We start from the raw sequence: 12800 nt of genomic DNA on the forward strand, positions 1-12800 counted from the left end.
CGCCGGGCCACGGGCAACGATCCGCGACCGCACCACCGGGTCGCTCAGCCGCCCGGGCAGCGGCTGTCACCGCCGCTGTGCTCCTGGCAGGTCGTCGGCGCCGGGAGCGGCGCGGCCGGCGGCCGGAGGGTGCGCGCGGCATCCACGACCGCCGGCGCCAGCGCCGCCACGGCCACGACGGCGAGGAGCAGGTAGACCAGCCCGGTGCGGCGGTACCGGCAGCCGAACGCCACAAGCGCGATGACGGCCGGCCCGCCCGCTGCCGTCGCCGCCAGCACCAGCAGCGCCTGGGCGGAGCGGCGCCCGAATTCCGCCGACCGCCCGCCACCGTTCGAGTGGTGGTCGGCCCAGCCCTGCATGCCGATGGTGAACGACCACCACAGCAACGCCAGGCACGCCACCACCCAGGCCACCGTCAGGAGCACGAGGGCGTACCGGGACCGGGCGGCGGGTGTCGACGAGGTCATGCCGTACAGCCTCGCGGAGCGGGGGCCGTGGGACGTGAGCCCGGGTACTCACCGCGCGGGATCTCCCGCACCCGGGCGTACGCGCGGGGGCCGGGTCGGCGGTGGCCACGCGTCAGGCCGCGGCGCTTCCGGCGGGAGGGGCCGCCGCCGGCGAGGACGGCGGCCCGCCGGTGCGGTCGCGACGGCGACCGCACCGGCGGGCCTGGCCACGTCACCGACGGGCCGGGTGGGACGGTCCGCTCACCACCCGCGGCACTGGCCGGACGTCGGGCCGCTGACCGTGTTGGCCACCCCGTTGTCCACCGGTGGCGGCTGGTTGCCGACGCACCGCAGCGGCCCGTCGATCCGGTTGCCCGACACCACGACCGGCGTGCCGCCGGTGCGGCTGTCGACCACGCTGACCGGACCGGTCACCCGCGTCCCGGCGATCAGCACCGAACCGGTGACGCCGGTGACCGACAGCGGGCCGTCGACCGTGCTGCCCGTCAGCTGCACCACCGTGGCCCCGGTGGCGGTCACCGGGCCGCTGACGCTGGCGCCGAGCGCGATCAGGCCCGCGCCCTTCGCGACGTTGACCGGCCCGAACACCGTGGCGCCCGGCGCGAGGCAGGTCACCCCACCGTTGACCGGCAGCGGACCCCGACGCTCACCGCTGACGACCTGGGCGCAGGTCTGGTCGGTGACCTCGAGCGTCACGGGCAGCGTCGACAGCCGGTTCGACGGATCGTCGCTGGTGACGCAGAGCTGGGCCCGGTACGTACCGGCGGCCAGGCCGGTGCTGTCCATCGAGAGCGTCACCTCGGTGGACCTGCCTGCCCCGGTGCCGGCCGACGTCCGCGACGCCGTCAGCCACGGCACCTCGTCGGGCGTGACGCACGGCTGCAGGTCGGGCAGCCGGACGTGGGTGATGAACCGGGCCGCGCCCTTGTCGTTCTCGACCTCGACCAGGCGGCCCGAGCGGTCGATCTCGTGGACCCCCTTGGAGCTGGTGGTCAGGATGTTGCCGTTACCGAGCGGGTGGACGCCCTGGTAACCGCTGCCACCGGGAGGCGTGTAGACGCCGATCAGCTTGCCGTCGCGGTCCATCTCCCAGACCCCGGGGGCGGAGCCGCTGCCCCAGCTCGCCGCGAGCACGTTGCCGTTCGGCATCTCCGCGAGCTGACCGGGCCAGCTCAGCCCCTCGAAGAAGCGGGCGTTCGCGGCGGAGCCGTCCTTCTTGAAGCTGTGGATGGCGTCGCTGTCGCTGGCCGAGACGAGCATGTCGTCGCCGCGGAAAAGGATGCCCCACGGTCCCTTCAGCCCGTCGGTCCCCGGCGCGACGAACGTGCCCAGGTACTTGCCGTCGGCGTCGAACTCGACGACCGAGTTGGCGTTGGTCTGGGAGGCGACCGTCACCAGCACGGTGCCGCGCGGCGAGAGCGCGATGCCCCGGGTGTTGGTCATGATCTTCGGGTCGTCCACGCCGCCGGCGGGCGCGAAGACCCGCCGGAAGCTGCCGTCCAGGGCGTGCTCGGTGATCACCGAATTGACCTGGTCGGACATGAGGAAGCCGCTGCCGTCCGGCTTGGCGATGACCTGGAACGGCGTGTAGAGGTTGCTGGTCGGGTCGAACTTGACGTGCGGGATGAACTGCGGGTCGATCTGCTTTCCGGTCTGCGGATCGAACGCCATCACCCCACGGGTGGCGCTTGCCGAGTTCGGGATCAGCAGGACACCGTCACGCAGGAGCCGGATCCGCTCGTCGTCCGGCCCGGCGTCCGGGTCGTCCAGCCGCCAGTCCAGCACGCCGTGCCCGGCGTTGCGTACCGCGAACTTCTGGCTGGTGACCAGCCCGGCCGGCTGCCGCGCAGAGATCGACTTGGGCGCCACCTCGATCTTCGGTACCGGCACCACCGTCAGTTCCAGCGCGATCGTCGTCGTCGGCTGGTCCTGGTCGTTGCTGGCCAGGCACAGGTTCGCCGTGAACACGCCGCCGTCGTCCAGGCCGGTCGAGTCGAGGGTGATCTCGATGTCCTGGCTCTTGAACGCACCCAGCGTGCCCTGCGCCGGCGTCACCTTCACCCAGGTCGGCCAGTCGCAGTCGTCGCCGTCGCCAGTCGCCCGCCAGGTGAGTTCGGCGCCGCCGGCGTTGCCCACCTTGACCGTGTGGGTCTCGTTCTGCGCCACGTCCATGCTGGAGCTGAGCGCGGTCTTGTCCACGGTCAGGTCCGGGGCCGCGGGAAGGACGGCGACCGGGAAGTGCGCCTGGGCGATCGGCTGCCCGTCCGGCGCGTGCCGGGCGTCGGTGGTCAGGTCGATCGCGCCGAAGAGCCAGTTCTTGCGGGCGGTCCCGGTGACGTCCAGGGTGATGGTCAGCTCCTGGCTGGCGCCGGGCGCCAGGGTGAACTGCGTCGGCGCGACCGTGATCCGCGCGCCGACCGGGGCCTGCGGCGTGACCTGGTAGGTCGCGGCCACCTTGGCCACGCTGGACACCGTCCGGGTGAAGGTGCAGACCTTGAGGCAGTGGTGCTCGACCACGGCCGGCAGGTTCAGCGTCTGCGGGTCGCCACCGGCGTCGGGGTTGGCCGCGACGAAGTTCGCGGCGGTCTCGTCGAGCACGATGCCGGTCCGGGCGGCTTGGGCCAGGTTGATCCGGCCGGAGCCCATGTCGAACGCGTCGGCCGGCGTGCGGCCGTCCTCCTTGACGACCCCGTCGCGGTCCGCGGTGACCGCCAGCGCGGAGCGGATCCGCGTCGGCGACCAGTCGGGGTGCAGCGCCGCCAGCAGCGCGCCGGCACCGGCGACGTGCGGCGACGACATGGACGTGCCCTGCATGAAGGCGTACGGGGCCGGGTTGTCCTTCGTCGCCATGGTGGCGGCGAGGATGTTGCGGCCCGGGGCGGCCACGGTGGGCGCGAGCATGTCGAACTTGCTGGGACCGCGCGAGCTGAAGTCGGCCACGACGTCGGTCCAGTCGCCGTCGCGCAGCACCTCGCTGCCGGGGTCGACGCGCACGGTGACGGGGCCGTCGGTGGCCGCCGCGTGCTCGCGCAGCCGCTGCCCGTCGGCGAGGGAGACCATCACGGCGGGGATGGCGGTCCCGGCGAGCGCGCCCATCGTGATCGGCGGGCCACTGTACTGGTTGTGCACGACCACGCCGGTCGCGCCGGCGGCGGTGGCGTTCTTGACCTTCACGGAGAAGTCGCAGCCGCCCCGGGGCAGCAGGGCGACCCTGCCGCTGAACGCCGCGGCCGGGAACGGAAGGCAGGCCTGCACGTTGCCCGCGTCGACGGCGCCGGAGTACCGGATCGCACCCTCGATGGGCGGGTTCGGCGAGCCTTCCCCGATCACGGCGGCGATGCCGGTGAGCGCGGCCGGGACGGGCGTCGGGCCGGTCACGTCGAGCCGGTGGGCGATGACCCGCTCGTGGCTGACCGCGGCGACGGACATGTTCCACGGCGCGGTCTTCGCGACGGTGCTGGGGCCCGGGCCGCTGTTGCCGGCGGAGGCGGCGACGAAGATGCCGGCCGAGTACGCCTCCAGGAACGCCTGGTCGACGAGGTCCTTCCAGGGGTCGTCGCGACCGGAGATCGAGTAGTTGAGGACGTCCACGCCGTCGGCGATCGCCTGGTCCACCGCCGCGATCGTCGCCGAGGAGAGGCAGCCGAGCGCCATGCAGACCTTGTAGGAGATGACGTTGGCCCGCGGCGCGACCCCGGAGACGGTGAGCTTGTGTGTGCTCGTGCCGACGGTCATGGTGGCCTCGTGCCGGTTGCCGGCGGCGGTCGAGGCGGTGTGGCTGCCGTGGCCGTTGTCGTCCCGGGCGTCGGTGCCGACCATCGACCAGGCGCCGATCAGCTTGTCGTTGCAGATCGCCTTGTGCTGGGGGTGGCTCGGGGCGCAGACGCCTACGTACCTGCCCGCGCCGTACGGGTTGGTGTGCCGGTAGCCGTCACCGTCCACGGCCGCGAACGACGGGTGGTCGGGGTTGATGCCGGAGTCCAGGATCCCGACGATGGCGCCCTCGCCACGGGTCCCGACGTTCTCCGCCGTCCGGCCCTCCCACACCGCGGGCGACTGGATCAGCGCGTTGCTGGTGTCGGTCGTCAGCTCCAGGATCTCGTCGGGCACGACCGCCCTGACCCCCGGCAGGCCGGACAGCTGCGCCGCCTCGTCCGCGCTGAGCGCCACCGCCAGTCCGTTGACCACGTTCCGGTAGGTGTGGGCGACCCGCACGGAGCGCCCCAGGACGGCCTCCATCTCGTCGACCACGGTGTCCTGCCGCTGCGCCAGCTCCCTGGCGTAGGGGGTGCTGGCCGCGGACCGGGCGTCGATCCCGCCGGCGCGCGCCCCGGTGCCCCGGGTGGCGGCCACCAACGACGGCTTGTCCAACTGCACCAGCCAGAGCCCGCTCTTGGGCTGCGGCAGTCCGGACGCCGGACGGGGCGGCCCCTCGGGTGCCTGCCGGGTGGCCGACAGCGGCGCGCGGGAGGGCGCCGCGGCAGCGGACACGGGGGCCGCGGCGAGCAGCATGGTGCCCGCCGCCACCGCCGCGACCAGACGGGCCGGTGTTCGCCGGCGGAAGGGGATCGCTCTTCGGGAGGGGTGCTGTGCCACGGTGAGCTCCTAAGTCACTTCAGCGGCGCGATCGGTGCTGTCTCGCTGCCTGGCCGGAGCCGGGGAGTGCTCGGTGCGGCTGGGTGCGATCGTGTGAAACCTAGGTGATCATCGAGACCGAGGCAATGGTGTCCGTTGATCGGTGCGCCGCACCGGGCCAGCGGCGTCGAGGCCACGATCGACCGGATTCCCCCACCCGTGGGCCGGTTCCGACGGTCGTGCCGGGCTCGCCGGAATGGGTCCTCATCGTCGGGTGAGTTCGGACAGCCAGCGCTCCAGCGCCGCCGGGGAGCGGAACAGCAGCACCGGCGGCCCGGCCGGATCGGCCTGCCAGGCGCGCATCCGCCGGCGGGCCCGGCCGAACGCGGTGACGTGCCACACCAGGATCGACTCCCGGGACAGCACGCTGCGCAGCGACTCGCGGTTGCCGTTGCAGATCTCCTCGCCGCTGACCAGCCGGCGGACGGTACGCCGCAGCAGCCGCCAGAAGGAGAGCCAGCGTGGATAGTCCAGGCCGACGACCAGGTCGGCGCGCGCCAGCACCACGTCGCGCCACCCGTGGTACGCCCCGTCGAGGATCCAGCGGTCGCGGCGGCAGACCGCCTCGATCCGGCTGCGCTGCTCCGCGACCGGCACCTCCACCCAGCCCGGCTGCCACAGCAGGTCGTCGACGGGGTGCCACGGTGACCCGAGCAGCTCGGCCAGCCGCCCCGCCAGCGTGGACTTGCCTGCGCCGTACACCCCGTAGACGAGGATGCGGGCCGGTGCGGTCATCGCGGCAGCGTACGCCGCCGGTGTCGGCCCCGTGCCGCCCCGTCCGGGCGGGCGCGGGCGGACGGCGGCGCGATCGTTCCGGTCGCGGCGACGGCGGCGGGCCGGGTCGCCGCCACGGCGGGCCGTGACCGGGGCCGCGCCCCCGGGCCATACACTCACCCCCTGGTCACGCGCCCGGACGCCGCCCACGTGGGGGCCGGCGACGCACCGGAGCCGGGCGGACGACAGCCGGTCACGACGCCCGGCGGGGCGCCTGGGCCGGCAGGGGTGGACCGCCGGTCCGCGAACCGCGCCGGTCGGCCGGACGGGGGCGGACCGGCACTGAAGGGACTGCTGGTGAGGCGACGAGGCAACCGGACCCGGAGGCTGCGGGTCGCGGCGGGGACGGTCGTCGTCCTCGCCGTCGCGACGGCCCCCGGTGCGGCCGTGGCCGACCCGACACCCGCTGCGGTCCCCGGGACGCCGGTGTGCGAGGTGCGTGGCGGCCGGCTGAGCGAGATCTCCGGCATGGCCGCGACGGACGGCGGCTTCGTCATGATCAACGACGGCGCGGACGACGAGGCCCGCCGCCGCATCTTCTTCCTGGACGACCGGTGCGCCGTGGTGCGGTCCGTGTCCTATCCGTCGCGGCCGCGCGACACCGAGGACCTCGCCGTCGGGGCCGACGGCACGGTCTGGGTGGCCGACATCGGGGACAACGACCGGTCCCGGCAGACGATCGCGGTGTGGAAGCTGCCGCCGGGAGCCGACCGGCCGGTCCTGTACCGCATGGCCTACCCCGACGGCCCGCACGACGCGGAGGCCCTGCTCGTCACCGGCGACGACCGGCCGGTGGTCGTCTCCAAGTACTCGGCCAACCTGTACGCCCCGAGCGCCGCCTTGCGTCCGGGTGCGACGACACCGCTGGTGAAGGTGGGACAGGTCCGGCTGCCGGCCTCCACGACGAGCAACCCGTTCGGGGCGCTCGGTCGCACGGCGGTCACCGGCGCCGCCACCGCACCGGACGGGCGCCGGATCGTCCTGCGCACCTACGCGGACGCGTACGAGTTCGACGTGACCGACGGCGACGTGGTCACCGCGTTGACCGGCGGAACGCCACGGATCGTCGCGCTGCCGGACGAACCGCAGGGCGAGTCGGTCACCTACAGCCGCGACGGGCGTTCCCTGCTCACCGTGTCCGAGACCGCCGACCAGCCGCCGGGGACGCTGCCCGTGGTCCGGCGCTACCCGCTGCCGGCGGCCGTTCCTTCCTCCGCGCCGCCCACCACGTCCGGGCCGACGGCCCGCGCCGCCGACGACGGGACCGGCCGCGCCGGCGCCGTGGGGACCTACCTCCTGGCGGCCGGAGCGCTCGGACTGGCGCTGATCGCCGTGGGACTGGTCGCGCTGATCCGCACGCGGCGCGCCGGACCGCGCTGACCCGCGACGCGGTACACCGGGTCGCGCCGATCCGGCGCGCGGCGTGCCAGGTCCCGCCACGCGGTACGCCGGACCGCGCTGACCTGCGCGCGGCGGGTCGGGTCGCGTCAGCCGTCCCGGCTGCCGGGGGCGCGCGCCCGGGTCAGGCGCCGCCCTCAAGGGACGCCGCCGCGGTGTGGAGGCCGGTGAACAGCGCTGCCAGCAGGTCGCCGCGCGCGTCGATGCCGGCGGCCGAGACCCACTCCTGCCGCGCGTGGGCGCCGCCCCCGGGCGGGGCGAGCCCGTCGACGGTGGGGCGCCCGAGGGCACCCGTCGTGTTGGTGTCGGCGGCGCCGTCCGCCGGCCGACCGGCGAGGCGTTGACCGACGCCTGCGGCGACGTCCACGATCCGGTCGAGCAGGTGCGCCCCCGCCTCGTCCGGCCGCCAGGTGGGCCGGTGCGAGAGCAGCCGGGCGTCGAGCCGGGCACGGTCGCGCACCGGGCGCAGCGACCGCAGGCCGGCGAGGACGGCGTCCTCGTCGGCCGGGTCGGTGAAGCGCAGTCCCAGCTCGACGTGGGCCGCGCCGGCCACCACGTTGGTCCGCCCTCCGCCGGCGATGGTGCCGGTGTTGAGCAGGACCGGCCGGCCCCGCACGAGTGCGCGGAGCCGCACGAGCTGGTCGACGAGCTCGTCGATGGCGTTGACGCCGGCGTCCGGGTCGAGCGCGGCGTGCGCCTCGACCCCGGTGACCTCGATGCGGACCCGGGTGCTGCCGCGCCGGCCGGTCTTGAGGTCGCCGCCGGGGTGCGGCGGTTCCAGGCCGAGCACCGCGCGGGCGCGGGCCGCCTCGGCCTTGACCAGCCCGGTGGCCGTGGGCGAGCCGATCTCCTCGTCGGCGACGACGAGGACCCTGATCTCGGGGTGCGGGGCGCCCTGCCGCTCGACGCGTGCCGCCGCCGTGAGCAGGGCGACGATCCCGGCCTTGGTGTCGTAGACGCCCGGACCGCGGACCACGTCCCCCTCGACGGACCACGGCATGCCGGACAGCGTGCCGACCGGCCAGACGGTGTCGTAGTGGGTCAGCAGCAGCACCGGGTCGCCCGGGACCCCTCGCGCCGGGAGGGTCCAGACCAGATGGTCGCCGCTCGGGTGCGGCTCCCGGGCGGTGTCGAAGCCGGCGCGAACGGCGTCGGCGTCGAGCACGTCGGCCAGCGCGGCCAGCGCCCGCCGGTCACCGGTCGGCGACTCGTGCAGCGTGTAGCGGTGCAGCGCGTCGAGCGCGGCGCTGGATCCTGAGGGCGACATATGTGGACCGTATGTTTCACTCGAACGCCTTGTCAACGGGTGCGATCAACGGCAGCATGGACAACATACGATCGCTATCGTTGCAAGGGAGTGGCTGATGACCGCTGACACGCAAGGCATCGTGGCGCGTGACCTCGCCGGGCTCGCCGAGTGGACGGCGGCCTCGGCGCTCTACCGGAGCGTCTTCGGTTACGAGGGCCTCGAACACGCCGTCAGCCCCCGCCTCCTGGCCGCGCTGCGCGAGAACGCGGGGACCGCGGTCGGCGCGTTCGACGAGGACGGCTCCCTCGTCGGCTTCTGCTACGGCTTCACCGGCGTCGAGCACGGCGAGCTCTACCACTACTCGCAGGCGGCCGTCGTCGACGCGCGGGCGCAGGGGCGCGGCGTCGGCCGCCTGCTCAAGCACGCCCAGGCCGAGGCCGCACGACGCGCGGGCGTGCACACGATGCGGTGGACCTTCGACCCGTACGCGCTGCGCAACGTCCACTTCAACCTGAACGTCCTGGGCGCCGTCGGGATCCGTTTCCTGCCCGACTTCTACGACGACGGCGACAGCGACCGGGTCCTGGTCCGGTGGGACCTCGACCGTCCCGGGGGCAGCACCTGGGCGCCGGGGCACGGGCACGCGGCCGTCGACTCGCCCGCCGACGACCGCACCGCCGCACGGGGGCCCGACGACCGGGCGCGGCTGCGCCTGGAGCTGGCCGGCCGGTTCGCCGCGGGCGGGCGGCTCGTCGGCGTCGCGCGACGGGCGGACACCCCCGGCCGCGTCAGCTACCTGTTCGCACAGGATTGAGGCATGACCACGAAGAGATCGACCCCTGCGGAGCGCTTCGACCGTAACGTGCAGCGCAGGTCAGCGCAGGTGCTCAAGCAGCGGGTCCTGGAGCAGCAACGCAGCGAGTTCGCCAAGGCGCTGGCGTGGGCCGCCGAGCAGGACGCCATCGAGCGGGCCGCGGCGCTCATCGTGTCGGCCCGCCGGCGGTACCTGCTCGGCCACGGCAAGTCGCTCGGCTTCGCCTCCCTGCTCGCCGCCGACCTCAGCGCCGGGCTCTCCGGCGTCCACCTCGTCGACGGCGCGGCGCTGCGGCCCCTCGACGTGCTCAGCGACATCCGCCAGGGCGACCTGCTCGTGGCCGTCTGCATGGCGCGCTACCGGCGCGAGACCATCGACGTCGCCTCCGCCTACGTCCGCCACGGCGGCCAGCTGGTCCTCGTCACCGACGCCGAGGACGCGCCGCTGGCCGAGACCGCCGCCGTCCGCATCGTCATCGGCACCGACAGCGCCTCCTACGCGAACTCCCCCACCTCCGTGGTGCTCGCCCTGCACCTGCTCGCCACCCTGACCATCGCCAGCTCGAAGGGGGCCGGCCGCCGCCTGCGCGAGCGCGACGCCCTCGCCGCCGAACTCGATCTCTACCAGGAGGAACCGTGACCGACCGCAGGCGAGGCGGAGGGGCCGCCCACGAGCCGGCCGGGGACCGCCGGCACGGCGAGGTGACGGCGTGAGGCGGATCGAGGCGGTGGAGCTGCGCCGGGTACGACTGCCGCTCGTGCACCGGTTCCAGACCAGCTCCCACGCCAAACGGGAGCTGGAGCACATCCTGGTCGCGCTCACCGACACCGACGGCGCCGTCGGGTGGGGCGAGATCGCGTCACCGAGCGGCCCGTTCTACTGCGCCGAGACCGTCGAGAGCTGCTGGGCCGTCGCCCGCGACCACCTCGCGCCGCTGGTCCTGCGTACCGACTGGGAGCACCCGGCGGACCTGGCCGCGACGCTCGGCCGGGTCCGGGGCAACCACTTCGCCCGCGCCGGCTTCGACATCGCCGCCTGGGCCCTGTGGTCGGCCGCCGAGGGCATCTCCCTCGCGCACGCGCTGGGCGGCACGCGCGGCAGCGTCGAGGCGGGGGTGTCGCTGGGGATCGAACGCACCGTCGACGACCTTCTCGCGCAGGTGCGGCTGCGCGTCGACGAGGGCTACCGCAGGATCAAGCTCAAGATCGCGCCCGGCTGGGACGTCGACCCGGTGCGGGCCGTACGCGCGGCGCATCCGCACGTGCCGGTGCACGTCGACGCCAACGGCGCCTACGAGGACACCCCGGAACACCGGGCCGTCCTGGCCGAACTCGACGGCCTGGGCCTGCTGATGATCGAGCAGCCGTTCGCGCCGCGCGCACTCGTCGCGCACGCCGCCCTGCAGGAACGCATCGCCACGCCCGTCTGCCTCGACGAGTCCGTCGAGGAGCTGGACGACCTCGTCACCGCGCTGCGCCTGGGCGCCGTACGCGTGCTCAACGTCAAGGTCTCACGGATGGGTGGGCTGACCCACGCCGTACGGGCGCACGACCTCGCACGCGAGCACGGCGTCGGAGTGTGGTGCGGCGGGATGCACGAGTTCGGGATCGGCCGGGCCGCCAACGTCGCGCTGAGCGCGCTCGCCGGCTTCACGCTCCCCTCGGACGTCTCCGGCTCCGACAAGTACTACGCCCGTGACGTCACCACCCGCCCGATCGTGAGCGCCGACGGGCTGGTCGAGGTGCCCACCGTGCCCGGCCTCGGGTGGGACGCCGACCTGACGTACATCGGGGAGAGGACCACCGACCGGCTCGTGCTGCGCGCGGACCCGGCGGCGTGACGGGCCGGGTAGCCTGACCGGCACCATGGACGGTCACCGATTCGCCGTGTCCCGGCTCCTGCCACCGCCCGGGCTGCCCCGGGCCATCGCGTACCAGTCCGCCATGGTCGCCGTCGGCAGCGGCACGTTCCTCACCGGCAGCATCGTGTTCTTCACCGAGGTCCTCGGGCTCAGCCCGGTGCAGATCGGGATCGGATTCTCGATCGCGGGCCTCGCCGGGGTGGCCACCTCGCTGCCGCTGGGCGCGCTCGCCGACCGGATCGGCGGGCAGCGGTCCTGGGCCCTCGGCGCGCTCGGCTCGGCGCTGACGTTCGCCGCCTACCCGCTCGTGACGTCGTTCGCGGGCTTCGCGGTGCTGATGGTGGTGGCCGCCGTCACCGACTCGTTCGCCAACGCCGGGCGCACCATCTACACCGCCGCCGCCATGCCGGCCGGGGACCGGGTGCGGACGATGGCGTACGCCCGCTCGTACCTCAACGCCGGATTCACCGTCGGCACCGGTCTCGGCGCGGCGGCGCTGGCGTTCGACTCCGCCGCCGCGCTCGTCGCCATGGTGCTGCTCAACTCCGCGTTGTCACTGCTCAACGCCGCCCTCGTGACCCGGCTCCCGGCCGCGCCGATCGTGCGGCACGAGCGGACGGCCACCGCCTCGCGGTGGGCGGTGCTGAAGGACCTGCCCTACGCGACGAGCGCCGTGCTCCTCGCCGTCATGATGTTCCACTCGGTGATCCTCGTCGAGATCCTGCCGCTCTGGGCGATCACCCACACCGACGCCCCCAAGCCGCTGCTCGGCGCGATGCTGGCCCTCAACACGGTGCTGGTGATCACGTTGCAGGTGCCGGCGGCGCGCGGCGCCGACTCGCTCCCCGGCGCGGCCCGCCTGATCCGCCGGGGCGCCCTGGTCACCGCGCTCGCCTGCCCGCTGGCCGCGTTCGCGGGTCGGACCGGCGGCTGGTGGACCGTCGTCGCGCTCCTCGGCGTCGTGGTGCTGGTGACCACCACCGAGCTGTGGTTCTCGGCGGCGCTCTGGTTCTTCCAGACCGACGTGCCGCCGGCCGCGTCGCGCGGGGTGTACCTCGGCACGGCGCAGACGATCAGCTCGGCGGCGGACGTCTTCGCGCCGGTCGGCCTGACCCTCCTCGCGATCCAGACCGGCGGCTGGGGCTGGTGGGTCGTCGCGGCGATCTTCGTGGGTTGCGCGCTGGCCGCCGGCCCGGCCGTCGGTTGGGTCGCCCGAACGCCGCGGACCGGCGCCGGCGCCGACGCGCCGCCGCCACCATCCACAAAGGATCCCGAGCCCACCTCCGCGTGACGTCGGAAGATCGACCGATCCTTGACACGGAATCGACGCGGCTGAAATCCTTCCCGGCGAAGGGGGTCCGATGAGCGCTGAGGACGACGACACCCGGACGTACGCCGTGGTCGTCAACGACGAGGAACAGTTCTCGATCTGGTGGGACGACCGGGAGGTGCCCGCCGGCTGGCGGCGCGAGGGCACCACCGGGACACGCGCCGAGTGCCTCGCCCACATCGACGAGGTGTGGACGGACATGCGGCCCGCGTCGTTGCGGCGTTGGATGGACGAGCACGCCCCGACCGGCTGACGCCGCACCGGACGAGGGC

Annotated in this window: 10 protein-coding genes; 6 read left to right on the forward strand and 4 right to left on the reverse strand. The window is 74.3% G+C overall.

Features of this window, described 5'->3' with window-relative positions; translation table 11 throughout:
- Nucleotides 1-44 precede the first annotated feature (44 nt).
- The 3 genes from ACN27A_RS07460 to ACN27A_RS07470 all read right to left on the reverse strand — a co-directional run bounded on the left by ACN27A_RS07460 (nucleotide 45) and on the right by ACN27A_RS07470 (nucleotide 5837).
- Nucleotides 45-467, reverse strand: coding sequence for a hypothetical protein (locus ACN27A_RS07460; protein WP_421450663.1), 423 nt, complete (start codon nucleotides 465-467; stop codon nucleotides 45-47).
- Nucleotides 468-707: 240 nt separating this feature from the next.
- Complete coding sequence (locus tag ACN27A_RS07465; RefSeq protein ID WP_421450665.1) at nucleotides 708-5063, reverse strand: S8 family serine peptidase; 4356 nt, start codon at nucleotides 5061-5063, stop codon at nucleotides 708-710.
- Nucleotides 5064-5306: 243 nt separating this feature from the next.
- Nucleotides 5307-5837 carry an adenylate kinase gene (locus ACN27A_RS07470; protein ID WP_421450668.1) on the reverse strand — a complete coding sequence of 177 codons (531 nt, stop codon included), beginning with the start codon at nucleotides 5835-5837 and terminating at the stop codon, nucleotides 5307-5309.
- 336 nt (nucleotides 5838-6173) lie between these two features.
- On the opposite strand from ACN27A_RS07470, the gene ACN27A_RS07475 reads away from it, so the two are divergent.
- Nucleotides 6174-7256 (forward strand): hypothetical protein, encoded by a 1083-nt coding sequence (locus ACN27A_RS07475; RefSeq protein ID WP_421450670.1) that lies wholly within the window; start codon nucleotides 6174-6176, stop codon nucleotides 7254-7256.
- A 142-nt stretch (nucleotides 7257-7398) separates the two neighbouring features.
- On the opposite strand, the gene ACN27A_RS07480 is transcribed toward ACN27A_RS07475, so the two are convergent.
- Nucleotides 7399-8541 carry a M20/M25/M40 family metallo-hydrolase gene (locus ACN27A_RS07480; protein WP_421450673.1) on the reverse strand — a complete coding sequence of 381 codons (1143 nt, stop codon included), beginning with the start codon at nucleotides 8539-8541 and terminating at the stop codon, nucleotides 7399-7401.
- Between the two features lie 97 nt (nucleotides 8542-8638).
- Between ACN27A_RS07480 and ACN27A_RS07485 the strand changes: the two genes are divergently transcribed.
- The 5 genes from ACN27A_RS07485 to ACN27A_RS07505 all read left to right on the forward strand — a co-directional run bounded on the left by ACN27A_RS07485 (nucleotide 8639) and on the right by ACN27A_RS07505 (nucleotide 12781).
- Entirely contained in the window at nucleotides 8639-9337 is a 699-nt protein-coding gene (locus ACN27A_RS07485) for a GNAT family N-acetyltransferase (RefSeq protein WP_421450676.1), read from the forward strand.
- 3 nt (nucleotides 9338-9340) lie between these two features.
- On the forward strand, nucleotides 9341-9976 hold the full coding sequence (locus ACN27A_RS07490) for a MurR/RpiR family transcriptional regulator (RefSeq protein WP_421450679.1): 636 nt from the start codon (nucleotides 9341-9343) through the stop codon (nucleotides 9974-9976).
- A 70-nt stretch (nucleotides 9977-10046) separates the two neighbouring features.
- Complete coding sequence (gene menC, locus ACN27A_RS07495) at nucleotides 10047-11177, forward strand: o-succinylbenzoate synthase (protein WP_421450681.1); 1131 nt, start codon at nucleotides 10047-10049, stop codon at nucleotides 11175-11177.
- Between the two features lie 25 nt (nucleotides 11178-11202).
- Nucleotides 11203-12489 (forward strand): MFS transporter, encoded by a 1287-nt coding sequence (locus ACN27A_RS07500; protein ID WP_421450684.1) that lies wholly within the window; start codon nucleotides 11203-11205, stop codon nucleotides 12487-12489.
- A gap of 70 nt (nucleotides 12490-12559) precedes the next feature.
- Nucleotides 12560-12781, forward strand: coding sequence for an MbtH family protein (locus ACN27A_RS07505; protein ID WP_421450687.1), 222 nt, complete (start codon nucleotides 12560-12562; stop codon nucleotides 12779-12781).
- Nucleotides 12782-12800 lie beyond the last annotated feature (19 nt).

It is taken from the genome of Micromonospora sp. WMMD737, assembly GCF_049179055.1.
In the GTDB taxonomy this organism is placed as follows: Bacteria; Actinomycetota; Actinomycetes; order Mycobacteriales; family Micromonosporaceae; genus Micromonospora; species Micromonospora reichwaldensis.

What these genes read in the sequence shown, in the direction of transcription:
- ACN27A_RS07505 (WP_421450687.1), top strand. Translation starts at nt 12,560, where the DNA reads ATGAGCGCTGAGGACGACGACACCCGGACGTACGCCGTGGTCGTCAAC.
- ACN27A_RS07460 (WP_421450663.1), bottom strand. Translation starts at nt 467, where the DNA reads ATGACCTCGTCGACACCCGCCGCCCGGTCCCGGTACGCCCTCGTGCTC.
- ACN27A_RS07485 (WP_421450676.1), top strand. Translation starts at nt 8,639, where the DNA reads ATGACCGCTGACACGCAAGGCATCGTGGCGCGTGACCTCGCCGGGCTC.
- ACN27A_RS07470 (WP_421450668.1), bottom strand. Translation starts at nt 5,837, where the DNA reads ATGACCGCACCGGCCCGCATCCTCGTCTACGGGGTGTACGGCGCAGGC.
- ACN27A_RS07480 (WP_421450673.1), bottom strand. Translation starts at nt 8,541, where the DNA reads ATGTCGCCCTCAGGATCCAGCGCCGCGCTCGACGCGCTGCACCGCTAC.
- ACN27A_RS07500 (WP_421450684.1), top strand. Translation starts at nt 11,203, where the DNA reads ATGGACGGTCACCGATTCGCCGTGTCCCGGCTCCTGCCACCGCCCGGG.
- ACN27A_RS07490 (WP_421450679.1), top strand. Translation starts at nt 9,341, where the DNA reads ATGACCACGAAGAGATCGACCCCTGCGGAGCGCTTCGACCGTAACGTG.